This window comes from Planotetraspora phitsanulokensis, from assembly GCF_016863295.1.
Lineage (GTDB): Bacteria > Actinomycetota > Actinomycetes > Streptosporangiales > Streptosporangiaceae > Planotetraspora > Planotetraspora phitsanulokensis.
On sequence record NZ_BOOP01000030.1, the window covers coordinates 22977 to 49163 of the forward strand.

The following is a 26187-nucleotide window of genomic DNA, read 5'->3' on the forward strand; positions in this document are numbered from 1 at the left end:
GTTCAGGCGATATTGTCATGACCCATGGGACGGAACGGTCGTGACATCCGGGTCTGGTTGGCGCTTGGCGCTGTCTACGTGATCTGGGGTTCGACATATCTCGGCATCAAGTTCGCCACCGAGAGCATCCCTCCCCTACTGAGCGGCGGGCTCCGTTTCATCACGGCCTCGCTGATCCTGGGGACGGTGCTGCTCGCCCGCAAGGGGTTCGCGGCGTTCCGGATCACCTGGCGGGAGTTCGGCAGCGCGGCGCTGGTCGGGCTGCTCCTGCTCACCGCCGGCAACGGCATGGTGGCCCTGGCGGAGCAGTACATCTCCAGTGGCCTGGCCGCCCTGCTCGTGGCGTCGGTGCCGTTGTGGCTGATCGTGCTGCGGATGGTCGTCCGCGACCGGCCGCACCTGCTGACGATGGCCGGAGTGCTCGTGGGCTTCGTCGGCGTGGCGGGCTTGTCGCTGGGCGGCGGGACGTCGGCGGGCACCGTCGGGATCCTCGTGATCCTGCTGGCCTCGATCTCCTGGTCGCTCGGCTCGTTCCTGTCGCCGCGGATCTCGATGCCGAAGGATCCGTTCATGGCCAGCACCATCGAGATGGTCGCCGGAGGCGCGGGTCTCCTGGTGCTCGGCACCGCGTTCGGCGAGCGCCTCGACTTGGGGGCCGTGACCGGGCGATCGTGGCTGGCCGTGGCCTACCTGGTCGTCGCCGGATCGCTGGTCGCCTTCACGTCGTACGTCTGGCTGCTGGGGAACGCGCCGATCTCTCTCGTGTCGACCTACGCGTACGTGAACCCGGTGGTGGCGGTGCTCCTGGGCATGGTCGTCGTCGGCGAGCAGGTGACGCACGGCATGCTGCTCGCCGGAGCGCTCATCGTGGTCGGCGTGGCCCTCGTGGTCTCCACCGAGAGACGCTCACCGGCGGTTCAATCGGATGCGCCGTCGCCTCGCGTCGGCTCCCCGGAGCCTCGGACGTGAGCTCCGCCCGCGCGGTCAGCGCCTGAACGCCTCGGCGGCGGCGAGTAAGGTGTCGTTGGCCTCCACGTCGCCGATCGAGACGCGCGCACCCTCACCGGCGAAGGGACGGACGGCCACGCCGCTTTCGGCGCACAGGTCGGCGAACTCCATGGTGCGGTCGCCGAGACGCAGCCACACGAAGTTGGCCTCGGTGGGGGGCACCGTCCAGCCCTGCGCGATCAGGGTCTCCCGCACACGGGTCCGCTCCTTGACGACGGTCTCGACCCGCTCGAGCAGCTCGCCTTCGGCGTCGAGGGACGCCAGGGCCGCGGCCTGCGCGAGGTGGTTGACCGCGAACGGCAGCAACGTCTTCCTGACGGCCGCCGCCACCGGAGTGTGGCCGATCAGATAACCGACCCGGAGGCCGGCCAGGCCGTACGCCTTGGAGAACGTCCGCAGGACCGCGACATTGGGCCGCTCGCGGTAGATGGTCAGCCCGTCGGGCACGTCGGCGTCCCGGACGTACTCCCGGTAGGCCTCGTCCAGGACCACCAGCACGTTCTCGGGCACCCGGTCGAGGAAGCGCCGCAACTCGGCCGAACGGTTGACCGTGCCGGTCGGGTTGTTCGGGTTGCAGACGAAGATCAGGCGCGTCTGCGGCGTCACCGCGTCCGCCATGGCGTCAAGGTCGTGGGTCTCGTCCACGAGGGGGACCTCGACCGAGACGACTCCGGCGAGGCTGGCGAGCGTCGGGTAGGCCTCGAAGGACCGCCAGGCGTACATCACCTCGGCCCCCGGCTCCCCGACGGCCTCAAGCAGCTGCTGGGCCACGGCCACCGAACCCCCGCCCAGGGCGACGTGGTCGAACGGCACGCCGAACCGGGCCGCGAGCGCCTCGGTGAGCTTCACAGAAGCGGGATCGGGGTAGCGGTTGACCTCGGTGGCCGCCTTCGCGATCGCCTCGACGACGGAGGGCAGCGGCTCGTACGGGCTCTCGTTTGAGGAGAGCTTGAACGACCGGCCTTCTGCGGAAACCATGGTCTTGCCCGGCTTGTAGGCCGGCATGGTGTCGAGAATCGCGCGGAAACGAGGCATGTCCTTACCTTAGGAGATACGTCCCCCACCCAGATACGCCCCCTCCAGCACTTTCCCCGTGATCATGCACAGGCTCGGAGACGACCGCTCCGACCTGCGCCAACCCTGGGCGTGATCATGCGGGAGGAGGTCGATTGCCAGATCACGAATGGCGAAGTCGCAGGTCAGACGCGGAGCATGGGGGGGTGGAGGAGCACGGCGGGGCCGCGGCGGTGGAGCATGGCCGGTCGGCCGCCGTCCCTGGTCGTGGTACGTCCGGTGGGCATGAGGAAGCCCTCGGTCTTGGTCACCTTGCGGTGGAAGTTCCGCGGGTCGAGCGGACGGCCCCAAACGATCTCGTACACCCGTCGCAACTCGGCCACGGTGAACTCCGACGGGCAGAACGCCGCGCCCAGCGAGGTGTACTCCAGCTTGGCCCTGGCCCGTTCGACCCCGTCGAGCATGATCCGGCGGTGGTCGAACGCCATGTCCGTCAGCGAGGCGACCGGCTGCCAGCTCATGTGCGCCTCGGTGGGCGCCGGCAGGTCGGGGGCGAGCCCGAGGTAGGCCACGCTGACCACCCGCTGGCGGGGATCCCGGTCGGGGTATCCGTACGTCTGGAGTTGCTCCAGATGGACGGGGGCGCCGGGAAGCCCGGCGCGTTCGGCGAGGACGCGGGCGGCAGCGGCGGGCAGGTCCTCCTCCAGCTGGATGAACCCGCCCGACAGCGCCCAGCGGCCTTCGTACGGTGGATTGTCACGCCGCCATACGAGCGCGCTCAGCTCCTGGCTCCTGACAGTGAGGACGACCAGATCCACGCTGACCGGTATTCGCGGGATCATGGAAGGCACGCTACACGCCGTTGGCGTAATAAACCGGTTCCGCCGCCTTGCGTCCGTCCGGCGACGTCACCTCGACCTGCACCCAGGCGTCCTTGGGGACGGTGGACCAGTCGAGCGGGACCCAGATCCTCTCCGCGCCCCGGGGCAGCCCGGCGATCGGCGTGGCGTCATACGAGCCGACCTTCGCGGGCTCGATCTTCCGCGGCTCCTTGAGCTTGTCCCAGGACATGCTGACCACCGCGTCGCCGAGGTGGTACCCGGTGATCTGCAGCCCGTCTCGGAGCTGCCGCGACTGCCTGCTCGCGGCGATGGGGATCGGCCGGTCCCAGTCGTCGGCGATCTGCTTCGACAGCGGCGGCGATCCACAGGTGTAGAACCCGCTCCACATGTAAGAGATGATCTTCGAGACGTACGGCCCGGCGAGCGTCACCTGGGTGTCGAGTCGCGGCTTGTCGATGTTGCCACGGGCGTCCTGGTCGCCGCAGCGCCCCACCGGCGTCGGCTGGAACGCCTCGAGATTGGCCCAGAGCTGGACGTCCACGCCCTCCTTGGCCAGTTCGTCGCGGGCGACGGACATCGCCCCGAAGTAGCCGCGGGTCGCCGCGATGTAGGCCTTGGCGTACGTCGTGTCACCCACGATGGGCTTGAGCCGCGAGTCCACCGGCCGGTCCGTCCAGTTCGGCCAGAACAGGCCCAGCTTGCCGGTGCCCCTGCCGTCCTGGGGCGCGATGATGTCGACACCGGTCTTGGCGAGGACCTTGAAGCCCTCGGCGACCTGAGCCGGCGTCGGGGAGTAGCTGAGCTTCTTGCGGGCGTCCATGTACGGGCTGACCAGGATCGGCACGCCCGGCAACTCCGCTCGGACGACGCGGTTCTGCGCGGTGTACACCCGGAGGGTCCCCACCCGATCCGGTTCGGGCCAGTCCCTCAGCGCCAGCTCGTAGGTCTGATACACGCCGCCCAGGGACTCACGTCCCTTGAAACGTTTGGCGTAGTCCCGCATGACGCGCCGGGTCAGCGCCGTGAGGGGACCGATGTGCTGCACGTCGGCCTGGAACGTCTTCGGATCACGCGGCGAGGGGGGCAACGAGGGGTAGACCTTGATGCCGAACCGGTCACCCAGGGCGAGCAGCTTGCTGAGGCTGTCCGTCTTACCGCCCGAGATCAGGATCAGGTCGTAGCCGGATCCCTTGGAGAAGTCGCAGGTGCCGGCGTCCGACCCGTCAGGCGAGACGATCAGCCGGTAGAAGACCGCGTCGCCGACAGTGATCTTGTGCTCCATCGACGGGCAGCGGAAGATGCTCGGGCCGTACTGCTCATCGGTGTCGTAGACGTAGATGCGGCTGAGCCTGTTGGCGGGGTTGGCGGCCTTGAGGTCCTTCTCCGCCGCCCGCGCGCAGGCGGACCCGTTCTCCTCGCACTTGGCGTAGCGGGAGTCGGGCTTGGCCTTCTTCGGGGAGCCCTCCGTCAGGATCCGGCCCTGGGCGTCGAGGCCGCGCGGCGAGAGCTTGAATCCGAACCGTATGACGGTGTCGCCACCGACTCGATGGACCCCCTCGAACTGGCGCTGCCAGGTGCAGGCGTCCTTGTTCGGCATCACCCAGAAGCCGGTCACCGGGTACTTCACGGGCGACGGCGCATTGGACGTGCCGCAAGGATCTGCACTCGGAGTCGGGCTCGGACTCGGACTCTTCGTGCTCTTGGCGACGGCCGGACCGGTCGTCCGCACTTCGGCGGCGCGGGACTTCCCTGGGTCATGCCGGAACACGGTCACGGCGACGGCGACGCCGAGGAGGACCACCAAGCCCATGATCACAGAAAGGCCGCGCACGCTGGAACACTACCGCCCGTCGAGTAAGACAGATCGCATACGACGTCTTAACTCTTAACGCCCGCCCACTCCTCCAGGTGCCCGACGAACCGCGGCGCCGAGTTCGGCCAGTGGTGGTTCGCCCGCGCGGCGGCGTAGCCCCGTGCACTCGTTTCCGCCCGTTCCACCGCGTCGTCACGCAGCCGGAGCACGACTCGCGCGATGGCCTCCGCGTCCCGCCAGGGGACCACGGCCCCGGATCGGTAACGTTCCACAAGCTCAACGGCTCGCGGCGAGGGCGTGGTGATGACCGGGACTCCGTGTGCCATGTACTCCACGATCTTCGTGGGCATGGAGTGGCGATAGTTGGGCTCGTCGTGCAGGAGCGAGAGCCCCGCGAGGGCGCCGTCGAGCCGCTTCAGGGCCTCGTCGTTCGGCATGAAGTCACGCCATTCGAGGATTCCCTGCTCGACCGCCTCCTTCAGGACCGGGCGGGTCCTCGGGTCGGCGTAACCGATCAGCTCGACCGTCACCTTGTGCCGCTGGAGGATGCGGGCCGCCTCGACGGCCTCGTGGACCCCGCGGGCCTCCGATAACCAACCGAGGTAGACCACCCGGTCGTCCCCCGGCGGGCTGACGGTGTCCGGCACCCAGGTGTCGTTCGGCACCACGGGATGCGGCTTGCGGAACCGCCCGGTGTAGGCGGTCTCCGCCAGCAGCAGATGCAGGTGGCGTTCCGCCGTCGCCTCCATCAGCCGGGCCAGGAAGCGCACCGGCGGGCGGAGGAAGGCGGGCAGCCACGGCTTCAGCGACAGTGTTGCGGGAGTGTCCTCGTGCACGTCCCAGACGACGGGCGGGCGCTTGCGCACCCCCGCCACCGCCAGGAGCAGCTCCGGGTCGTGGATGAGCGCCAGGTCGACGCGGCCGCGCATGCTCTTGAAGAGCCGGCGCGCGGCCCGTACGGCCGTGACGCGGCGCCGTTCCGCGGCCCGGGGCAGGTCGACGCCTGTCACCCAGGAACGTGGAACGGCGCCGCGCGCGGTGTACGGCGCGGCATACGTGACCTCATGACCGGCATCGACGAGCGCACGGATCTGCCGGTGCAGGATCCGGGCGTCTTCGGGGTGATGAACCACCGTCATGACGAGCACGTGCACGGACGAACCCCCCTACAACCGCTCGACGCGATCGCTCGTGGTGAGCACGCCCCGCGTGTCGAGCACAAGATTGGACCGCTCCTCGATGAGGTCGAGGTCGAACACCGCGTGCTGCTGGAGCAGGACGGTGATGTCGGCCTTCGCCAGCGCCTCGGCGAGATCCGCCTCGCGCTGGACCGGCTCCCCCTTGACCGTCCACTCCTTGACGTGCGGGTCGCAGAACGACAGCTCGGCGCCCAGTTCCAGCAGCGCCTCCGCCACTGGGATCGCGGGCGTCTCCCGTTCGTCCGCGATGTCTGGCTTGTACGTCACGCCGAGGAGCAGTACGCGAGAGCCGTTCACCGGCTTGCGCGTCTGGTTGAGCAGACGCTGCACGCGAGTCACCACGTACGACGGCATCCGCTCGTTGATCTCCTGCGCCAGCTCGACGAACCGGAACGGGTAGCCCAGCTTGCGGACCGTGTACGACAGGTAGGACGGGTCCACGGGGATGCAGTGGCCGCCCACGCCCGGACCGGGAAGGAACTTCTGGAATCCGAACGGCTTGGTGGCGGCCGCCTCGATGGACTCCCACAGGTTCACGCCGAGCTCGTCGCAGAAGATCGCCATCTCGTTGACCAGAGCGATGTTGACGTGACGGTAGGTGTTCTCGAGCAGCTTGGCCATCTCCGCCTCACGCGTGCCGCTCACCGGCACCACACGCTCGACGAACTGCCCGTAGAAGGCGCTGGCCCTGTCCTTGCAGGCGCTCGTGTAGCCGCCGACGACCTTCGGCGTGTTACGCAGCCCGAACTTGGCGTTGCCCGGGTCGATCCGCTCCGGGGAGAACGCCAGATGGAAGTCGATGCCCGCGACGAGCCCGGACTTCTCCAGGATCGGCCGCGCGACCTCGTCCGTGGTGCCGGGCCAAGTGGTTGATTCGAGGACCACGAGCGTTCCCGGCTGGAGATGCTCGGCGACCGTCCGTGTCGCGCCTTCGACGGCGGACAGGTCGGGACGGTGGTCCTCGTCAAGGGGAGTCGGCACACAGATGACGATGGTGCGCGACTGTGCCAGCACCGACGCGTCCAGGGTGGCGGTGAAGCCACCCGAGATCATCGCGTCAAGATCGGCGTCGGTCAGGTCGTCGATGTACGAACGGCCTGCGTTGAGCGCGTCGACCTTGCGGGGGTCGACGTCGAGACCTGCAACCCGGAGCCCGGCGGCCGTGGCCTCTTTGGCCAGCGGCATACCCACGTAACCCAGCCCGATGATCGTGAGATCGAAGCCGGTCACGATGCTACCTGGGTGGAGAGACAACACTTCATGGTGTCAAAGGCTATCCCAAGTTAACACCAAGAATGCCTAAACCGGCGCATCCGTATTTGGGGGGTTTATCTCGATTCGGTCAGTGTCTCGTAGATCCCGCGGTACGTCCGCGCGAGGCTACTCCACGTGCGGCGGGCGGCCACCTCGGCCCTGCCCGCCTCGCCCATGACGCGCCGCCGCTCCGGGTCGTCCCGCAGGGCCGCGAGGGCCTTCGCGAACGCCTCCGGGTCGCCCGGCGGCACCAGCAGGCCGGCGCCGTCGGCGCCCACGAGCTCGGAGAGCGCGGGCAGGTCGCTCAGGACGACGGGCTTGCCGAGCGCCATCGCCTCGACCGGCTTCAGCGGAGTCACCAGGCGGCACACCCGGAGGTCCTCACGGGGGCAGGCGAAGATGTCGATGGCCGCCTGCGCCTGGAGCGCCTCCTCGGGGCCCACTCGGCCAGGGAGGATCGCGAGGTCCTTCAGGCCGAGGCGCTCGACCTGGTCGAGCAGGGCGGGCCGCTCGGCTCCGTCACCCACGAGCAGGACCTTCATCGGCGTGCCCGCGTCCCGCAGCAGGGCCGCGGCGCTCAGCAGGGTGGCGAACCCCTCATAGCCCACGATGCTCGACACCGACCCGACGACGATCTCGTCCTTGGCGATGCCGTACATGTCACGGAACGCGGCGCCGTCGTAGTCCGCGGTGAGCAGCGTGTCGTTCACGGCGTTGGGCGCGAGGTGGATGCGCTCGCGGGGGACTCCACGCTCGACGATCTCGGCGACCATCGTCTCGGCCAGTGTGACGACCGCGTCGGCCTCACGCATGATGTGCGCCTCGCGGTCGCGCTGCATGAGGTGGCGCTCACTGCCGACGCGAGCCGGGTCCCTGGACGTCCAGGTCTCCTCGAGGAAGCCGCGCACTTCGTAGACGAAGGGCGTGCCGGTGCGCTCGCGCACGGCGAGCGCGACCGAGCCGTTGCGGTGGTCGGTCGCGGCGTGCAGCACCTGCGGCCTGAGAGTGCGGACGAGCTCCGACACGTCGGCGGCGCCGCGGATCATGCGGCCCCGGCTCTCGAACGGGACCTCGCCCTTCGGCAGCAGCCGGTAGTAGGGAATCCCGTCGATCTCCTCGTACGGCGTGGCCTCGGCGTGCCCCTGGAGCATCGGCCAGCCCCAGCTCGTCACGACGTGAGGGTCGAGCCCCTCCTTGGCCTGCGCCGTGACGATGCGGTGCGTGCGGACGGTGTAGCCCGCCTGCGTGTACGGCAACGCGTTGGTGACCATGTGCAGAACCCGGCCGGTCACCCGCTCGCCCATGATGACCTTGGGCTTGGGCGGGATGGGGTCGGCTCCGATGGCCGCCCGCTCTCCCTCGTAGAACGCGATCCTCTTGCGGACCAACGGCCATCTGGTGCGCGGGCGCAGCAGATCGATGGCCTCCGTCATCCGTCCGGCGTCGAACTCGGCCTTCGCCTTGTTCAGCGCGGGGCTCATGATCTTGAGCACGGTCAGCCTGGCGGGACGGGCGACCCAGCCCACCATGGGGCGCATCCGAGTCGGCACGGCATCGGCGGCGGCATGCGCGACCCGAGCGGGGTCGGACGTGACCTTGCTCACGAAAACCCGCGAGACGACGACTGGATTCTTCACAAATCCGCGAAGAAAGCCCCGAATACCGGCCTTCGCCGACTTGGCTGAGACCTTGGAGGGCGTGATGGCCTCGGATTCCACGGCGTGACCGTACCATAGGCTCCGGATTGGCCTAGGCTTATACGAAAGGCGAGGTAATGACCGAGAACGCCCTCGTTCTACACGTTCTGGGCGCCCGGCCCAACTTCGTCAAAGCGGCCCCCGTGGTCAGAGCGCTGACCGAACTCGGAGTCCGCCAGGGCATCGTTCACACCGGTCAGCATTACGACGCTCTCATGTCGGACGTCTTCTTCGCCGACCTGGGACTGCCGGAGCCCATCGCCAATCTCGGTGTCGGCTCGGGAACGCACGCCCGGCAGACGGCGGCCCTGCTGACCGGCCTCGAAGACGTCATGACCGAGCACTCCCCGTCGCTCGTCGTCGTCTACGGAGACGTGAACTCCACGCTCGCCGCGATCCTCGTCTGCGCGAAGCTGCACATCCCGACGGCGCACGTGGAGGCGGGCCTGCGCTCGTTCGACCGGGAGATGCCCGAAGAGGTCAACCGGGTCGTCACCGACGCGCTCTCGGACATGTTGTTCGCCACCTCGCCGGAGGCCCTGTCGCACCTGGCGGCGGAGGGCGTGGACCCGGCGAAGGTCCACCTCGTCGGCAACCCGATGATCGACAGCCTCTTCTCCGCGCTGCCCACCCTCGACCCCGCGCCCGTCCAGGCACGCCTCGGCGTCTCCGGCGCCTACGCGGTGGCGACCCTCCACCGGCCGGCCAACGTGGACGACCCCGCGGCGGCGCGTGAACTCGTGGACGCGGTGCTCGAGGTGGCCGAGCAGGTGCCCGTCGTGGTGCCGCTGCACCCGCGGGGACGGCAGCGGCTCGCCGACGCGGGACTGGTCGACCGGCCCAACCTCAAGATCGTGGATCCGCTCGGATACGTGGACTTCCTGTCTCTCGTCCGGGGCGCCGCGCTCGTCGTCACCGACTCCGGCGGCGTGCAGGAGGAGACGACAATGCTCGGCATCCCCTGCCTGACCATCCGGCCGAACACCGAACGGCCGATCACCGTCACCCACGGCACCAACCGGCTCGTGACGCCCTCCTCGCTTCCGGCCGCCGCCTCAAAGGCGCTCGCGGACGGCGCGACGACACCGAGCGGCGAGCTTCCGCCACTATGGGACGGCGCGGCGGGACCTAGGATCGCGCGTGTCATCGCGGCCTGGCTGCGTGGCGACAATCTTTCCCCGGCCGCCAAAGGCAAGGTCGGCTAGGTCCCCGTCGGAAGGTGGCGTCGGCCACCGCACGAGGCTCTTACATAAAGGGACGAAGCATTGGCTGAGAACTCTCAGGACGCCCCCCGTTTCCAGCGGCTCGGCCCCGCGAACTGGCTGCCCGAGGAGCGCAAGACCGTCGAGCGTTACGAGAAGCGGATCCGCGAGTTGGAGACGAAGCTCGCCACCCAGCAGGCCCGCACCGACAACGCGCTCTACAAGCTCAAGGCCAACCGTCCCTTCCGGGTCGTCCAGGCGCTCAGAGTCGCCGCGAAGTCCAACGAGTACACCCGCCTTCCCCGGGATCTGGGCAAGGCCATCAAGCGAGGCAACGGTCCCAAGGCGCCCTTGCCGGTGACCCAGGCCGTCGCACTCGCCAAGGCGCGGGGACCCGAGGTCGAGATCCCCAGCCTGGAGTGGCCGGACGGCCCCGTCGTGCGGCCCGACATGCGCGTCGCCGTGATTCTGGACGACTTCTCCCGCATGGCGTTCCGCTACGAGTGGGACCAGATCGAGTTCGGTCTCAACGACTGGCGGGAGATCTTCGCCGAGAAGCGCCCCGAGATGCTGTTCTGCGAGTCGGCCTGGCACGGCAACCAGACCAGGTGGCGCTACCAGATGACCGGCACCAACGCCCCCAAGCAGGAGCTGCGCGACCTCCTCGACTGGTGCAGGCAGGAGGGCATCCCCACGGTCTTCTGGAACAAGGAGGACCCGCCGAACTTCGACTTCTTCATCGACACGGCCAAGCTGTTCGACTACGTGTATACGTGCGACGGCGACATGGTGCCGAAATATCGTGAAATTCTGGGTCACGACAGGGTGGGAGTCCTGCAGTTCGCGGCCCAGCCGCGGATCCACAACCCCATCCAGACCCGGGAGGGCCGGCCGTACGACATCGTGTTCGGCGGCATGTACTTCCGGGACAAGCACCCCGAGCGGCGCGAGCAGATGGAGACGATCCTCGCCCCGGTCCGCAAGCTCGGCCTGCACATCTTCGCCCGCAACGGCACGGTGGACGACAAGTACGCGTGGCCCGAGGAGTACCGCCCCCACATCGTGGGCGAACTTCCGTACGAGCAGATGCTGGCCGCGTACCGGATGTACAAGGTCTTCCTGAACGTGAACTCGGTGATCGACTCACCGACCATGTGCGCCCGGCGGGTCTTCGAGCTGTCGGCCTGCTCGACCACCGTGCTGTCGGGCTGGTCCCGCGCGATCGAGGAGACCTTCGGCCCGCTCATCCCCGTCGCCCACACGGAGGAAGAGGCCTACAACCTGGCGCTGTACTTCATCAACAGCCCCGAACTGCGGGCCCGCCAGGGACACCTGGCCATGCGCGAGGTGTTCGACAAGCACCTGTTCTCGCACCGCGTCGACCAGATCCTCGCCGATATCGGCCGGCCGGTCGTTTCACGGTCGCGGTCGGTGTCCATCGTCCTGCCGACCAACCGGCCCGGCCAGATCGAGCACGCGATCAGCCAGGTCGCGCGGCAGAAGCACCGCAACCTGGAACTCGTGCTGGTCCTGCACGGCCTGTCCGAGGACACGAACGTCATCAGGGAGAAGGCGCTGGCGGCGGGCGTCCCGGCGGTCAAGGTGCTGAACGCCGACGCCTCATGGACGCTGGGCGAGGTGCTCAACCACGGGATCGCGCACGCCGAGGGCGAGCTCATCTCCAAGATGGACGACGACAACCTCTACGGCGAGCACTACCTGTCCGACCTGCTGCGCGCCTTCGACTACAGCGACGCGGAGCTGGTGGGCAAGGGCGGGCACTACACCTACTTCTCCCACCAGGACGTCACCGTGTTCCGCCTCCCCGGGCTTGAGCACCGCTACACCCATCTCGTCCAGGGCGGGACGATCACCGCCAAGGCCGATCTCATGCGGTCGATGCTCTTCGAACCGCTCAACACGGGCGAGGACACCAACCTGATCCTGCGCTGCCAGGAGGAGGGCGTCTCCATCTACTCGGCAGACCGGTTCAACTTCGTCTACATGCGCAACTCCGACGCCGCCCTCCACACCTGGCAGGCCGCCGACCACGTGCTGACCCGCAACGCGCAATTCGCCTTCGTCGGCAGCCCAGAAGCCCACGTAATGATCTGACCCCCGCAACCTTGGGGTGATCATGCACGGGTTCGTGAATGCGCAGCCCCGAGCGCTGCATGATCACGGCCTGGGGACGGCCTGCTCACACAGGCCGTCCACGAACCGGTGCATGATCATCACGCCCGGGGCTCGGGGGTGATCGGGGACGCGGGGGCTTCGGAGCCGTTGACGCTCGCGGACCCTCCCTTGGCGAGCAGGGAGCGGGCCAGGCCGAGGCCCGTTCCACCCAGCGTCAGGGCCTTGGCCAGCATCTCCTCGATCCCCTGCGCGCCGTTCAGCACGACCATGTGGTCGACGTTGCCGAACGCCTTGGAGCCCGCCTCCACGATCTGCGGCCAGTTCTCGGCCAACTGCTGCGCGATGACGGCCTCCTGGTTCTCGGCCAGCGCCTCGGACCGGGCCCGGATCGCCTCGGCCTCGGCCAGACCGCGGGCCTTGGCGGCCTCCGCCTCGGCCAGACCGCGAGCCCTCGCCGCCTCGGCATCGGCGAGGCCCCGGGCCTTCGCCGCCTCCGCCTCACCGACTCCGGTCGCCTTCGTCGCCGCCGCGGCGGCCTCTCCGCGCAGCCGTACCGACTCGGCCTCCGCGGCCGCGGCCTGCTTGACCTGGGACGCCTGCGCCACCGCGCGCAGCTCCGTCTCCTTGGCCTCGGCCTCCGCCTGCGCGATGCGGGCGTCGCGCTCGGCCTGCGAGAGCGTCACGGTCTCGTACGCCTTGGCGTCGGCGGGCTTGCGGACCTGGGACTGGAGTCGCTGCTCGGCCAGCTGGGCCTCCAGCTCGGCGGCCCTGGTCTCCTGGACGACGACCTCCTGGCGGGCGGTGGCCTCCGACAGGGGGCCGGCCTGCCGCGACTTGGCCGCGGCCTGGTCGACCTCGGCCTGGTACCCGGCCTGCTGGATCTGCGACTCGCGGATCGCGGCGGCCTTCTTGGCCGCGGCGACCTGCTCGGCCTCCGTCGCCTCCTGGTCCCGCTGCGCCTCGGCGATGCGAGCCGAGGCGGCGATCTTGGCGGCGTGCGGCTTGCCCAGGTTCGTGATGTAGCCGGTCTCGTCGTCGATCTCCTGGATCTGCAGCGAGTCCACGACCAGCCCGAGCTTGCTCATCTCGTCGGCGGCGGAGCTGCGCGTCTCGCTGGTCAGCCGCTCGCGGTTCAGTATGAGGTCCTCGACGGTGAGGTTGCCGATGATCGAGCGCAGGTGGCCGGTGAAGAGCTCGTGGATGGCGCCGTTCATCGAGTCCTGCTGGTCGAGGAAGCGCCGGGCGGCGTTGGCGATGCTGGCGAAGTCGTCGCCCACCTTGTAGATCACCACGCCGCGCACCTGGACGGGGATGCCCTGCTGGGTGACGCACGAGACCTGGAGGTTGGCCGCGCGGCTGTCCAGCCTGAGCCGGCGCGAGGTCTGGAAGCCGGGCAGGACGGCGGTGCCCTTACCTGTGACGATCTTGAAGCCCAGGCTGTCGGCCAATTCGGTTCTCGACCGGGCGCCGAGCCCAGAGATGATCATCGCCTCGTTCGGCTCGGCCACCCGCCAGATGGCCTTGAACAGTAAGACGATGACGACGAGGGCGACGACGATCGCGCCGCCCAGAACGGCGAACTCCGTAGGCATGCGAGCCTCCGCGACGTGGGGAGTGGATGGTCAGGCGATCGCGCGCGCGACATAGACCGAACGTGGCGGTGAATACTCCACGACAACGACGATCGACCCCACCGGGATCTCCTCGTCGGGCACGCTCGGATAGGCGTAGAACGCCTCTACCCCCCCGCGGATCGGCACCATGACCTCACCGACAAGGCCCGGACCGATCTTGCCCGTGACTCTGCCCTGCCTGCCGACCACCCGTGTCACCCCGTCGTCTTCGCATTCACTGCGAATACGCAGGTTACTCGTCAGAAACAGATACGTCAGTATTCAAAGGAGATGTACCGACGTGTCCGTCGTACGACGTTCAGCCGATTCACATATGACCAGGCAATACGCCTTGTCGGCACAAAGAAGGACTCACCCGTGTACGGCAGGCTCGCGGGACTGCTCGCTTTCACTGCCGCTCGGCACGGCGGGCGCCGGCGATCCGTCCTTGACCTGGGACTCCGGACGCCGGAGTTTGGTGAAGGCCCAGGACATGTTCGGCTCAACCGCCCATTTAGTCAGGAACCGGACGGGCCACGTACAGAGCACGGTCGCCAGGACCACGCCGAAGACGATCACCAGGGTGACCCCGAGCGGAGTGTCCAGCCGGTTGTAGAACCGTTCGAGCACCTTGACCACGAAACCGTGCAGCAGGTACGCGTACATGGTCGCGGCGCCCAGCCCGGTGAACCACACACGGCGCCTCGGCGTGATCGCGATGAAGGCGGCCACCAGCAGCGCACCCGTCGCCAGCAGGGCCAGCCGGGTCAGACTGCCCGTCAGGTCGTCCACGCCGATCGCCGAGTTCGCGTGCCGCCAGCGGATCCACTCGGTCGGCACCTTCATGTGTACGGCGAAGGCCACGGCGAGCCCCACGACGAGGACGGCCGCCCCGGCGATCCTCGCCCACCGCTGCCGCAGGATGTCGAAGTGCTCCGGCTTCAGCATGAGCCCGAGAACATAGAACGGCAGCAGCCCGAGCGTGCGGTTCATCGACAGTTCGTCCGGCAACGCGCTCGTCCCCGACAGGAGCGACAGGCCGACGGCGACCACCAGCGGCCACCGCAGCTGCTGCCACACCGGCGTGGAGAGCCGCCACAGGAAGAGCGACATCAGGAACCACGTCAGGTAGTACGGATCGAGCAGGCTGATCTCCAGCTTGCCGTACAGGAGGAAACGCGGCATCGAATACAGCGTTTCGAAGATCACGTACGGCACGGCGAGGCCGCTGATGAGCTTCCTCGCCTTACCCGCAGAGAAGGTGAAATTTCGCGATAAGTAGCCGCTAATAACAATGAACAGCGGCATGTGAAAGAGGTATACGAAGAAGTACAGGGCGTGCGCGCCCTTCACATCCCGCAGATTCTCGATGAGGTGGGCACAGACCACGAGAAGGATGGCCAGGTACTTGGCGTTGTCCAGCAGGGGGTCACGAGCGGACGTGCCAGGCTTCAAAGAGGCGGCGGGAGACGCGGTCACGGTGCCGGACCCTATCGACTGCGCGTATGTCGTGATAGGTAACGGCGAACAAATTTTGCCGTAACGATCAACGACCACTTATCTACATGATCATAAACGGAATGTGCGCAGCTCAGGCCGCATTCATACGAATTCGTGCTTGATCACGGCATGGGCTCGCGCAGCTCAGCCGGCATCTCACCGAATGTGCGCATGATCACGGGGGTGAGAGGTCAGAGGTGGCAGGCGGTCTGGCCGGCCTTCCAGAGGGCCTCGGCGAGTGCGGGGTCGGTCATCGTGCGGGGCACGGCCGCGGGGGCGTTCTTGACGAAGAACCGGCCCGGGTGGTCGACCCCGTCGGGCTGGGTCACCAGATGGACGATCCTCCTCGCCCCCGCCTCCGGCGGCTCGGCCATCCCCGGCACGACGGTGAGGAACTTCATGAAGAGCGTGCCCGGGGCGAAGCCCGTGTCGAGCACGCCGGGATGCAGGCTGGTGGCCGCCAGCCCGCGCTCGGCCAGCCCGACGGTGAACAGGGCGCCCGCCTGTTTGGTGTCGCCGTACTGCAGCCATCCACTCCACCGGCGGCGATCCCGGGACAGGTCGGCGGGGTCGATCCTGCCCGTCCTGGCCGCCCGCGACGAGGTCGTGACGATCCGCGCGGACGACTCCTTCAGACGGTCGAGCAACAGGTTCGTCAGAAGAAAGGGGGCCAGATGATTGACCTGCATCATGAGCTCGTGCCCGTCGGCGGTCCGCTCCCGCCGGGTCGTCATCACGCCCGCGTTGTTGACGAGCACGTCGATGCGTTCGTAGCGCGCGAGCAGCTCGTCCGCCAGCTTGCGGACGTCGGCCAGGACCGCGAAGTCGGCCTGGAAGGTCGCGGGCGCGGTTCCGGTGACGGCGGCGACACGGTCGGCGACCGCCTCCAGCCTGGCGGGGGTGCGTCCCACAAGCACTAGTTGGTGCGCCTGCTTTGCGAGATCAAGCGCAACAGCTGCACCGATTCCGGCACTGGCCCCAGTAAGCACAGTAATCATCAGAACCTCCACTGCGCCAGAACAGTATCGGTGCTAGTCTCCTATGCGATCTTCCGGAGGTGCATTTCCCCATAAATGCGGCGCGAGCCTCCACGCACTGCAGGAGTGGCCATGGGTTCCAGAAACCGGTCGATTCGGTTCAAGATCTTCTTGTTGCTGCTCCTCCCGTTGCTCATGTTGAGCGCTTTGTGGGGCTTTGTCCTTAAGCTCACGGTCGGCGACGGGGTGACCCTCCTCCGCGCCAAATCGCTGTACGACGCGATCGGCGTGACCTCCGCCGACCTCGGCCTGCACATCCAGGCCGAGCGCGGGCTCACCATCCGGATGCTCAGCGCAGGCCAGACGAGTTCACCCGCGGTCACCTCGCAGCAGGGCAAGACCAGCGCCGCGATCGACGCCTTCGACAAGGCCGTGCACGAGCAGGAGGACGCGGGCGCCCTCGGCTCCGACCTCAAGGCGCCGATGGACTCCCTGCTCGCCTCGCTCGACCGCCTGCCGTCGATCCGCGAGTCCGTCACACTCGGCAAGTTCGACCGGCTCGAGGCGATGAACGCCTACAACGGGGTCATGGACGAGCTGTTCGGGCTCTACGACCGCCTCGTCTCGGTGCCGGACCTGGCCATCTTCCAGCAGGCCAGCGCCATGCAGGCGATGGGCAACGCCTACGAGATGATCGCCCGCGAGGACGCCCTGGTCCGCGGCACGATCATGAGCGGCGGCCGGCTGACCCGCGACGAGCACAAGGCCTTCGCGGAATGGGCCGCCAACCGCCGGTTCATCTATCTGAAGTACCGTCCGATCCTCAAGGGCGGCATGCGGCAGCCGTACGAGGACGTGCTGAACTCCGAGCTCTACGACCGCTTCACCACGCTCGAGGACGGCGTCGTGGCGCAGACCTCCGGCAGCCTGTACGCCATCGACCGTGACAAGTGGGCTCCCACCGTCGACTCTCTCGACTCCCGGCTGGACACGTCGCGGGTCAAGGCGACCGACGCGCTCACCGCGGAGGCCACCTCGGCGGCCACCGGCATCGTCGGCCGCATCGCGATCGCCGGCGGGCTCGGCCTGGTGGCGATCCTGGCCACGATCATCTTCTCCGTCCGCTTCGGCCGCCGTCTCGTCGGCGACCTCGCCGGCCTGCGCGAGGCCGCTCTCGACCTCGCCGACGTACGGCTGCCCGACGTGGTCGACCGGCTCCGCCGAGGCGAGGACGTCGACGTCGAAGCGGCGGCGCCGCCGATCAAGGCGACCGGCTCGAGCGAGGTCGTGGACGTCGCCAACGCGTTCAGCACGGTGCGGCGCACGGCCGTGGAGGCCGCCGTCGGCCAGGCCAACCTGCGGCGCGGCATCAGCCAGATGTTCCTCAACCTGGCCCGGCGCAAGCAGAGCCTGCTCCACCGTCAGCTGACCCTCCTCGACTCCATGCAACGCCGGTCGGCGGATCCGGAGAGCCTGGAGGACCTGTTCAGGCTCGACCACCTGACCACCCGCATGCGCCGTCATGCGGAGGGTCTGATCATCCTCTCCGGCGCCGCGCCCGGCCGTTCCTGGCGCAAGCCGGTGCCGGTCATGGACGTGGTCCGCGCGGCCATCTCCGAGGTCGAGGACTTCACCCGCATCTCCCTGCCGACGATGCCGAACGCGTCCATGACGGGCTCCGCCGTCGCGGACGTCGTCCACCTTCTGGCCGAGCTGCTCGAGAACGCGACGATCTTCTCCCCGCCGCAGACCAAGGTGCTGGTGCGCGGCGAGGTCGTCGCCAACGGGCTGGTCATCGAGATCGAGGACCGCGGTCTGGGGCTGACGCCCGAGGAGTACGCCGACATCAACGAGCGGCTGGCGAACCCGCCAGAGTTCGACCTGGCCGACAGCGACCGCCTCGGGCTCTTCGTGGTCGGCCAGCTCGCCGCGCGTTACGGCATCAGCGTGCTGCTCCGCGGCTCGCCGTACGGCGGCACGACCGCGATCGTGCTCATGCCGCGGGCCCTGGTGGCCGACGACGGATCCCCCGAGGCGATGGCCGGCTCCGTGGCATACGCCGTGAGCGCCGGAACGAACGGCAAGCGCGCCATCGCGGCGCCGGCCGCCGCGGAGCCGGCCGAGCGGGAGCCGACCCTCCAGCCCGCAAGCCCCCAGACGGTGGTCCCCGACACCGCGGCTCCTCAGGCGGCCGAGGAGTCCGGCCCGGAGACCTCCCCGTTCTTCACGCCCGCCGCGCTGCGGACCGAGGCCGTCCCCTCCGCGGCGCGCGACGACCTCCCCGACGACGAGCCGGCGTCGGGCGGGCGGAAGGTCGCACCGGACTCCCTGTCCGCTCCCGGCTTCGACGGGCGGCGGGTGGGCGCGTTCGCGGACCCGTCGGACGGCGGCCCCCGCTCGTCGTCGAACGGAGCCACCGTCAACGGCCTCCCCATGCGGGAGCGCACGACTCGCGACCGCACGGTCCGCGAAGGCGTTCCCGCCGCGGAGCCGACGAGGCCTGCGGCCCAGGCGACCTCCACCGCGAACGGCACGCACGCGGGACTGCCCCGTCGAGTACGGCAGGCCAACATCGTTCCTCAGCTCCGCGAAGGGTCGCAGCCGCTGGGGGCGCCCACACCGGATCCCGAAGAGCGTTCGCCGGAAGAGGCGAGGGCCATGTTCTCCGCCTTCCAGGCGGGTGCCCGCCGGGGCCGTGAGAACTCCGAGCAGCCGGATGGCCAGGAGTACGGAAGCTTCGCAAACAACGCGCAGGGCGAGAAGGGTGACGAATGACCGGCAAAGCGACGTCGACCGGCGAGCTCAACTGGCTGCTCGACGATCTCATCAGCAGGGTCGCCGCCGTCCGCCAGGCGGTGATCCTCTCCACGGACGGCCTCGTCGTCGGCGCGTCCCAAGGGCTGAGCCGTGAGGACGCGGAACACCTGTCCGCCGTCGCCGCGGGATTCCAGAGCCTGGCCCGCGGCGCCGGACGTCACTTCGGCGGCGGCGAGGTGCGCCAGACCATCGTCGAGATGGAGTCGGCGTTCCTGTTCGTGACGGCCGCAGGGCAGGGTACCTGCCTCGCCGTGCTCGCGGCGTCCGACGCGGACGTCGGCCACATCGCCTACGAGATGGCCATGCTCGTCAAGCGGGTCGGCCAGCACATCTCGACGAACCCGCGGCGGACCCCGCAATGAACCGGGGCGCCGCATGACGGGGCCGCGCTGGATGGACGAGGAGGCCGGACCCGTCGTCCGGCCTTTCGCCCTGACGGGGGGCCGCGCGCGGTCCTCCGGTGACAATCTCGACCTCATCGCGATGGTGAGGTCGACAGGAACGCCGCCGCCCGGGGACACGACCATCGGTCCCGAGCAACGGCGGATATTGGAGATCGCGCGCTCGGGGGCGTCGGTCGCGGACATCGCTTCCGACGTCGACCTGCCGCTTGGCGTGGTCCGCGTCCTGATCGGGGATCTGCACGACCAAGGGCTGATCGTCGTACGGCCTCCGGTCAAGGTCGCGCCGCAGCCCAGCGAGCGCATTCTCAAGGAAGTGATCAATGGCCTTCGCGCCCTCTGACGAGCCGGTCGCTCTGAAGATCCTCGTCGCCGGCGGCTTCGGCGTCGGCAAGACCACGCTGGTCGGCGCCATCAGCGAGATTCGTCCCCTGCGCACTGAGGAGATCCTGTCCGACCGCAGCGTCGGTGTGGACGACATCGACGGGGTGGAGGGGAAGACCACCACCACCGTGGCGATGGACTTCGGCCGGATCACCATCCGCGAAGGCCTCGTGGTCTACCTGTTCGGCACCCCCGGGCAGGAGCGCTTCTGGTTCATGTGGGACGAGCTGTCCTACGGCGCCCTGGGAGCGGTCGTCCTGGCCGACACCCGTCGCCTGACGGACTGCTTCCCGTCCATCGACTACTTCGAGCAGCGTGGCACGCCGTTCATCGTCGCGGTGAACTGCTTCGACGGCGCGGATCGCCACGAGCCCGACGACGTGCGGGTCGCGCTCGACCTCGACCCCGAGGTCCCGGTGCTGCTCTGCGACGTCCGCAGGCGGGCGTCGGCCAAGGTGGTGCTCGTCACGCTGGTCGAGCACGCGCTGAAGACCCTGACGGCCGCCCAGCGCTGAGGTCACGCGGCGAGCTTCGGGGGTCCTGCGGACGACAGGGCCCCCGGGGCCCCCGCCGACTCCAGCGGCCGCACATCGGCCCCCTCCCCGACGGTCACGAACCGCCCCCGCCGCACGTAGGCCACTCCTCGCAGCGTCCCCGCCCAGGTGAGCCACAGCAGCCGTACGGCGAGCACCAGGAGGACCGCCACTTCGGTGGTGAGGAGAAGCCGCTCCACCAGGCCCACCATCACACCGTGCCCGGGCAGGGCGACATAGGTGATGGCCGCGAGCCCCAGCCCGCCGGCGAGGGCGAGCCACTCGACCGGCCGCGCCGCCGGGCTCCACCGCTCGTCCTGCCCCAGCCGCCCGGCCAGGAGCGTCGCCGCGAGCGGAAGGCTCACGAAGGCCGCCGCCGACAGGACGAGGTGCGCGCCGGTCGCCCAGCCGGGCTCCTGCCCCGCTGCCGTCGTGGGCACGAACGCCGCCACCATGACTGAGACGCTCCAGACCGTCATCAGGACGCGCGGCCAGCCGTCGATCGGGGCGCCGGCGGCACGCATCCCGGCCGTCAGCGCCAGAGACGCGAGCCCGAGGACCGCCATGGCCACCTCGATCCCGGCGCCGCGGTCCAGCGAGGCGTACTCGCTGATCGTCATCGTGACCGGGTCGAGAGCCGAGTCTCCGGCCACCTGAGCCGTGACCACATAGATCACCGCGAACAGGATGCCGCCACAGGCGATCAGGGGATAGAGCCTCTTGACCATGCCTCCGAGGATCCCCCGCGCGGGTGCGTCCGGGCATCCGGGTAAACGCCCAAGATGTCCCGGACACACCCTCAGGGTCGCCTCAGGGTACGGCTCCCGGCCTCGCCTCCTGCCAGCTCAGCCGGAGCTCGCCTCCCGGTAGCGGTCGCGGAGTCCCTTCGTGACATCGGCCTCGTAGAGCTCCGTGTCGGCCGCCTCCCAGCGCGGAGCCTCGGGAGCGCCTGACAGCAGCCACGCCGCCTGGCGGGCCGCCCCGTCCGCGACGTACTCACCCGGGCTCGGCACCAGAACGGGCGCGCCGAACACGGTGGGGGCAATGCGCCTGACCGCCTCGGAACGGGCCCCGCCGCCGATGAGCAGCACCCTGTTCGCCGACAGCCCGAGCGCGTCGAGCGCGTCCGCGAGGCCGCAGAGCATGCCCTCGACTGCCGCGCGGGCCAGGTGCTCGGGGGTGGCCGTGGCCAGCCTCAGCCCGTGCAGCGATCCCGTCGCGTCCGGCCGGTTCGGCGTGCGCTCCCCTTCCAGGTACGGCACGAGCACCAGGCCGTCGGCGCCGGGCGGAGCCTGCAGGGCCAGCTCGCTCAGCCGCTCCTGGGTGACTCCGAGCATCCGTGCGGCCGCCTGCAGCACACGGGCCGCGTTCAACGTCGCCACCAGCGGCAGGAACCGTCCGGTCGCGTCGGCGAACCCGGCGACCGCTCCCGAGGGATCGGCCGACGGCGACTCCGTGACGGCGAACGCCGTACCCGACGTGCCGATCGAGACGACGACGTCGCCGGGACCGATGCCGACGCCGAGCGCGGCGGCCATGTTGTCGCCCGTGCCCGGCGCGAGCCGTACGGAGCCGGCGACGCCGGCCTGCTCCGCGGGACCGAGCACGCGGGGCAGCGCCGGAGTGGCGCCCATCGCCGACTGGAGGAGATCGGTCCGGTAGGTCCCGGTCGCGGGCGACCAGTAGCCGGTGCCGGAGGCGTCTCCCCGGTCGGTGGTGATCTCGGCGGGCCGCCCGGCGAGCTTCCACGTCAGCCAGTCGTGCGGAAGGCAGACCGAGCTCGTACGGCCCGCGTGCTCGGGCTCGTGCTCGGCCAGCCACCGGAGCTTGGTCACGGTGAACGACGCGACCGGGACGCTGCCGACGGCGGCGGCCCACTTGTCGGCGCCGCCGAGCTCGGCGATCAGATCGGCCGCCGCCCTGGCGGAACGGGTGTCGTTCCACAGCAGCGCGGGCCGCACGACCTCGCCGTCGTCGTCGAGGCACACCATGCCGTGCTGCTGGGCGGCCACGCTCAGAGCCTCGACGTCGTCCAGGCCGCCGGCCTGCTCGATCGCCGTGCGCAACGCCGCCCACCACGCGTCGGGATGGACCTCGGTCCCGTCCGGATGCGTGGCGCGCCCCTCACGCACGAGCGCGCCGGTCTCCGCCTCGCGGATCACCACCTTGCAGCTCTGGGTCGAGGAGTCGACCCCCGCCACCAGGCTCATGACCGTCCTCCGGTTCGCATCACGACAGCCCGCACCACGACATCACGCTTCACGACACCACGCTTGGCGAAAGCGTGCTCGGTGAAAGCACGCATCGCGAACGCGCGCATCAGCCGCGGACGCCGAACAGGTGCTCCAGCGCGAGCTGGTTCAGGTGCGTGAAGTGGAAGCCGCGCTCGGCCGCCGCGTCGAGGTCGAAGTCGTCGTTGAACAGGTCCTCGTAGGTCTCGCCCTCGGCCAGGGTCGGCTGGGAGAGGTCGAGCACCCTGCTGGCCGCGAGCGCCTCCTGGACCTCGGGGTCCGCCCGGAAGGCCTTGGACTTCTCCTTGAGGATGAGGTAGGTCCGCATGTTGGCGGCGGCGGAGACCCACACGTCCTCGCTGTCCTCGGTGCGCAGCGGCTTGTAGTCGAAGTGCCGGGGGCCCTCGTAGCCGCCGTTCTCCAGGAGGTCGACGAGGAAGAACGCGTTCTTCACGTCGCCGTGCCCGAAGACCAGGTCCTGGTCGTACCGCGGACCGTGCTGGCCGTTGAGGTCGAGGTGGAAGAGCTTGCCCTGCCACAGCGCCTGGGCGATGCCGTGGGCGTAGTTGAGGCCCGCCATCTGCTCGTGGCCGACCTCGGGGTTGAGGCCCACCATCTCCGGGTGCTCCAGCATGCTGATCAGGCCGAGGGCGTGCCCGATGGTCGGCAGCAGGATGTCACCCCGCGGCTCGTTCGGCTTGGGCTCGAGCGCGAAACGGATGTCGTAGCCCTTGTCGATCACGTACTGGCACAGGATGTCCATGCTCTCCTTGTACCTGTCCAGGGCGGCCCTGACGTCCTTGGCGGCGTCGGACTCCGCACCCTCGCGGCCACCCCAGCACACGTAGGTCGTGGCACCCAGCTCGGCGGCGAGGTCGACGTTGCGCATGACCTTGCGCAGCGCGTAACGGCGGACGTCCCGGTCGTTGCTCGTGAAGCCGCCGTCCTTGAACACCGGATGGGTGAACAGGTTGGTGGTCGCCATCGGCACCTTGAGGCCGGTGTCGGCGAGGGCCTTCTTGAAGCTCTCGATGGCCTTGCCCCGGTCCGACTCGACCGCGAGCAGGTCGTCGTCGTGGAACGTCACGCCGTAGGCGCCGAGCTCGGCAAGCCGGTGAACGCTCTCAACGGGGTCCAGCGGAGCCCTGGTGGCGTCGCCGAAGGGGTCGCGCGCCTGCCAGCCGACCGTCCACAGCCCGAATGTGAACTTGTCCTCGGGAGTGGGGGTGTACATGTTCGCCTCCTGAATTAGTCTACGTTGTGGACTAAATATCGGACTCCGCGTGCGACAGGTCAAGTGGCTCATGTCTACGATTTCAACTCCCGGCCCCGGAGGGTGTGATGGCACAGGCCGTACGGCATGACGCGATGCGCGCACGGAACCTGGCGCTCGTCCTCGGTGAGGTGAACTCCCGGGGTTCGGTGACGCGTGCCGCCTTGGCGGAGATCACCGGACTGACCAAGACGACCGTGTCCAAGCTCGTGGCCGACCTGATAGACGCCGGACTGGTGGTCGAGACGGGCGCGGTGCGCGACGGCGAGCGCGGCCGGCCCGGCGTGGTGGTCCGCGTCAGCGGTGAGCACGTCGCCTCGGTCGGACTGGAGATCAACGTCGACTACCTGGCCGTGCGCGTGGTCGACCTGTCCCGCACGGTACGGCTCCGCCGTACACAGGCTGTGGACAACCGATTCGCACAGCCTGGGGATGTCGTCGCACTCCTCCGGAATCTCGCGCTGAAGGCTGTGGACGACGCTGTGGACATGGGGTTGCGGGTGGTCGGCGGAGTCCTCGCCGTCCCCGGCCCGGTCGACCAGCGGACCGGGACCGTGCACAACGCCCCCAACCTCGGCTGGCGCGACGTGCCGGTCGCGGCGCTGCTCGAGTTGCCCTTCCCCGTCCAGGTGGAGAACGAGGCGAACCTGGCCGCGCTGGGCGAGTTGTGGTTCGGATCAGGGCTGTCCGACTTCCTGCACGTCTCGGGAGAGATCGGCATCGGCGCCGGCCTCGTCGTCCGCGGCCGGCTGTTCCAGGGGTCACACGGCTTCGCCGGTGAGCTCGGCCATGTGGTCGTCTCGCCCGACGGGCCCGCCTGCCGATGCGGCGGGAGGGGCTGCCTCGAGCAGTACGCGAGCCAGGACGCCCTCGCCTCGGCGACCGGCCTCACACCGGCTGCGAACCCGCACACGACCGGCGCACAGGCCGCCGCGACGGCCGGAAACGGCACACAGGCCCCGACCACGGGGAACGGCACCCGAGGCGGCGCGATCACAGGAAGCGGCGCGCAGGCGAGCCCTGGCGGCACGACGGCCGGGGACATCTCGCGGATCGTCGCGCGGCTCGAGGCGGAGGACCCGGCCGCCCTGGCCGCCTGCGAGCGGGCCGGGTGGGCGCTCGGGGTCGCCCTGTCCTCCGCGATCAACCTTGTCGACCCCGACACCATCGTGCTCGGCGGGATCTACGGGCCCCTGTTCCCCTGGATCGGCGAGGCGGTGACCGCCACACTGACCTCCCGGCTCGGCCAGATGCGCGACGCGGTGCCGCCCGTGGTGGTCTCCCGGCTCGGCACGGAGGCCGCCGCGCTCGGCGCCGCCGGTCAGGTCATCCAGCGCGTCATCGCCGACCCCGCCGCTCTGCTGCAGACCTGACGTCCCCGTCGAGCCCCCGAGGTCTCACAGGCCTGAACGGTCACGGCGTCACAGACCCGAAGGGGCACGGCATCACAGACCCGAGGGATCGCGCCCGACGCTGATCTCCTCCGCGATCCGGCGCACCTCGGCCTCGTCGAGGCGGGGTGTGCCGGGCAGAGTGCTCGCGAGCGCGGACACCACCTGGTGGAACGGCTCGCCGGCATGGCGGAGGGCCACATCGTGCACGGCCCTGAACAGGACCTGGTTGGCTTCGCGCTCTCGCGCGACACTGTCGGCGGCCATGATGAGTTCCCCCTCTGTCGGCTCCGTCCGGAGGTCACCGTACGGCCTGCCCCCGACAGTTTCCGGGAACGCCGCTCGCGGTAGAATTACTTGAGAGTTCAAGAGTGTAAGGAGGGGTCGTGCCGATCCAACGTCTCAACCACGCGGTGCTGTACGTCCGCGACGTGTCGCGCAGCGTCGCCTTCTACCAGGAGGCACTCGGCTTCCGGGTGGTCAACTCCTTCCCGGGTGCGGCGTTCCTGCAGGCCTCCGGATCGACGAACGACCACGACCTCGGTCTCTTCCAGATCGGCGCCCAGGCCGGGCCGTCGGCCGCGGGGCGGTCGACCGTGGGGCTCTACCACCTCGCGTGGGAGGTGGACACCCTCGCGGAACTGGAGCGCGTCTCGGTGAAGCTCGCGGAGATGGGTTCGCTGGCCGGGGCGTCCGACCACTCCACCACCAAGGCGTTGTACGCCAAGGACCCCGACGGGATCGAGTTCGAGGTGTCCTGGCTCGTCCCCGCCGCCCTGCTCGACGAGGAGACCCTCGCCGGCCGATCCCAGATCCGGCCGCTCGACATCGCGAAGGAGTTGGAGCGGTACGGAGCCGAGACTCGCGGCGGCGTCGGCGTGTCCATTTAGCGCGCAGGTAGC

The 26187-nt window shown here is 69.2% G+C and carries 23 protein-coding genes; 9 read left to right on the forward strand and 14 right to left on the reverse strand.

Annotation, left to right across the window (positions count from 1 at the left end):
• The first annotated feature begins 24 nt into the window (after positions 1-24).
• Entirely contained in the window at positions 25-969 is a 945-nt protein-coding gene (locus Pph01_RS29895) for an EamA family transporter (protein ID WP_204076509.1), read from the forward strand.
• A gap of 15 nt (positions 970-984) precedes the next feature.
• Here the strand turns inward: Pph01_RS29895 and hisC are convergent, their stop codons facing one another.
• The 6 genes from hisC to Pph01_RS29925 all read right to left on the reverse strand — a co-directional run bounded on the left by hisC (position 985) and on the right by Pph01_RS29925 (position 8734).
• Positions 985-2043: a histidinol-phosphate transaminase gene (gene hisC / locus Pph01_RS29900; RefSeq protein ID WP_204076510.1), complete on the reverse strand. Its 1059-nt coding sequence runs from the start codon at positions 2041-2043 to the stop codon at positions 985-987.
• Between the two features lie 164 nt (positions 2044-2207).
• Positions 2208-2864, reverse strand: coding sequence for an NUDIX hydrolase (locus tag Pph01_RS29905; protein ID WP_204076511.1), 657 nt, complete (start codon positions 2862-2864; stop codon positions 2208-2210).
• A 10-nt stretch (positions 2865-2874) separates the two neighbouring features.
• Positions 2875-4695: a DUF4434 domain-containing protein gene (locus Pph01_RS29910; RefSeq protein ID WP_204076512.1), complete on the reverse strand. Its 1821-nt coding sequence runs from the start codon at positions 4693-4695 to the stop codon at positions 2875-2877.
• 47 nt (positions 4696-4742) lie between these two features.
• Complete coding sequence (locus tag Pph01_RS29915; protein ID WP_308441928.1) at positions 4743-5816, reverse strand: glycosyltransferase; 1074 nt, start codon at positions 5814-5816, stop codon at positions 4743-4745.
• Positions 5817-5843: 27 nt separating this feature from the next.
• Complete coding sequence (locus Pph01_RS29920) at positions 5844-7106, reverse strand: nucleotide sugar dehydrogenase (RefSeq protein ID WP_204076514.1); 1263 nt, start codon at positions 7104-7106, stop codon at positions 5844-5846.
• A gap of 98 nt (positions 7107-7204) precedes the next feature.
• Positions 7205-8734, reverse strand: a complete 1530-nt coding sequence (locus Pph01_RS29925) for a glycosyltransferase family 4 protein (protein ID WP_239117118.1) — start codon at positions 8732-8734, stop codon at positions 7205-7207.
• Positions 8735-8904: 170 nt separating this feature from the next.
• Between Pph01_RS29925 and wecB the strand changes: the two genes are divergently transcribed.
• Together wecB and Pph01_RS29935 are read left to right on the forward strand one after the other, a co-directional pair.
• Positions 8905-10032: a non-hydrolyzing UDP-N-acetylglucosamine 2-epimerase gene (gene wecB / locus Pph01_RS29930; protein WP_204076515.1), complete on the forward strand. Its 1128-nt coding sequence runs from the start codon at positions 8905-8907 to the stop codon at positions 10030-10032.
• A gap of 60 nt (positions 10033-10092) precedes the next feature.
• Positions 10093-12144, forward strand: coding sequence for a glycosyltransferase family protein (locus Pph01_RS29935; protein ID WP_204076516.1), 2052 nt, complete (start codon positions 10093-10095; stop codon positions 12142-12144).
• Positions 12145-12263: 119 nt separating this feature from the next.
• Here Pph01_RS29935 and Pph01_RS29940 read toward each other — a convergent pair whose 3' ends face one another.
• The 4 genes from Pph01_RS29940 to Pph01_RS29955 all read right to left on the reverse strand — a co-directional run bounded on the left by Pph01_RS29940 (position 12264) and on the right by Pph01_RS29955 (position 16276).
• Entirely contained in the window at positions 12264-13757 is a 1494-nt protein-coding gene (locus Pph01_RS29940) for an SPFH domain-containing protein (RefSeq protein WP_204076517.1), read from the reverse strand.
• Positions 13758-13787: 30 nt separating this feature from the next.
• On the reverse strand, positions 13788-13988 hold the full coding sequence (locus tag Pph01_RS29945) for an NfeD C-terminal domain-containing protein (protein ID WP_203884393.1): 201 nt from the start codon (positions 13986-13988) through the stop codon (positions 13788-13790).
• 162 nt (positions 13989-14150) lie between these two features.
• Entirely contained in the window at positions 14151-15257 is a 1107-nt protein-coding gene (locus Pph01_RS29950) for an acyltransferase family protein (protein WP_204076518.1), read from the reverse strand.
• A 212-nt stretch (positions 15258-15469) separates the two neighbouring features.
• A complete protein-coding gene (locus Pph01_RS29955; RefSeq protein ID WP_204076519.1) occupies positions 15470-16276 on the reverse strand; it encodes an SDR family NAD(P)-dependent oxidoreductase in 807 nt (268 codons plus the stop codon).
• Between the two features lie 111 nt (positions 16277-16387).
• Between Pph01_RS29955 and Pph01_RS29960 the strand changes: the two genes are divergently transcribed.
• Genes Pph01_RS29960 through Pph01_RS29975 form a run of 4 tightly spaced genes read left to right on the forward strand, consistent with a single transcriptional unit; the run spans position 16388 to position 20372 of the window.
• On the forward strand, positions 16388-19030 hold the full coding sequence (locus tag Pph01_RS29960; protein ID WP_204076520.1) for a sensor histidine kinase: 2643 nt from the start codon (positions 16388-16390) through the stop codon (positions 19028-19030).
• Positions 19027-19434 carry a roadblock/LC7 domain-containing protein gene (locus tag Pph01_RS29965; RefSeq protein WP_204076521.1) on the forward strand — a complete coding sequence of 136 codons (408 nt, stop codon included), beginning with the start codon at positions 19027-19029 and terminating at the stop codon, positions 19432-19434. Before Pph01_RS29960 ends, Pph01_RS29965 begins: the two co-directional genes overlap by 4 nt.
• 13 nt (positions 19435-19447) lie before the next feature.
• Positions 19448-19816, forward strand: coding sequence for a DUF742 domain-containing protein (locus Pph01_RS29970; RefSeq protein ID WP_204076522.1), 369 nt, complete (start codon positions 19448-19450; stop codon positions 19814-19816).
• Positions 19797-20372 (forward strand): GTP-binding protein, encoded by a 576-nt coding sequence (locus Pph01_RS29975; protein WP_204076523.1) that lies wholly within the window; start codon positions 19797-19799, stop codon positions 20370-20372. Before Pph01_RS29970 ends, Pph01_RS29975 begins: the two co-directional genes overlap by 20 nt.
• A gap of 2 nt (positions 20373-20374) precedes the next feature.
• On the opposite strand, the gene Pph01_RS29980 is transcribed toward Pph01_RS29975, so the two are convergent.
• The 3 genes from Pph01_RS29980 to xylA form a co-directional block, all read right to left on the reverse strand.
• Entirely contained in the window at positions 20375-21118 is a 744-nt protein-coding gene (locus Pph01_RS29980; RefSeq protein ID WP_204076524.1) for a DUF998 domain-containing protein, read from the reverse strand.
• A 117-nt stretch (positions 21119-21235) separates the two neighbouring features.
• Positions 21236-22600: a xylulokinase gene (xylB, locus tag Pph01_RS29985; RefSeq protein WP_204076525.1), complete on the reverse strand. Its 1365-nt coding sequence runs from the start codon at positions 22598-22600 to the stop codon at positions 21236-21238.
• 109 nt (positions 22601-22709) lie between these two features.
• Entirely contained in the window at positions 22710-23855 is a 1146-nt protein-coding gene (gene xylA, locus Pph01_RS29990; RefSeq protein WP_204076526.1) for a xylose isomerase, read from the reverse strand.
• Between the two features lie 107 nt (positions 23856-23962).
• Between xylA and Pph01_RS29995 the strand changes: the two genes are divergently transcribed.
• The gene (locus Pph01_RS29995; protein WP_204076527.1) at positions 23963-25267 is read left to right on the forward strand and encodes an ROK family transcriptional regulator; all 1305 of its coding nucleotides are present in this window, start codon (positions 23963-23965) and stop codon (positions 25265-25267) included.
• A 72-nt stretch (positions 25268-25339) separates the two neighbouring features.
• On the opposite strand, the gene Pph01_RS30000 is transcribed toward Pph01_RS29995, so the two are convergent.
• Positions 25340-25552: a hypothetical protein gene (locus Pph01_RS30000; protein ID WP_204076528.1), complete on the reverse strand. Its 213-nt coding sequence runs from the start codon at positions 25550-25552 to the stop codon at positions 25340-25342.
• Between the two features lie 119 nt (positions 25553-25671).
• On the opposite strand from Pph01_RS30000, the gene Pph01_RS30005 reads away from it, so the two are divergent.
• Positions 25672-26175: a VOC family protein gene (locus tag Pph01_RS30005; RefSeq protein ID WP_204076529.1), complete on the forward strand. Its 504-nt coding sequence runs from the start codon at positions 25672-25674 to the stop codon at positions 26173-26175.
• Positions 26176-26187: the final 12 nt, after the last annotated feature.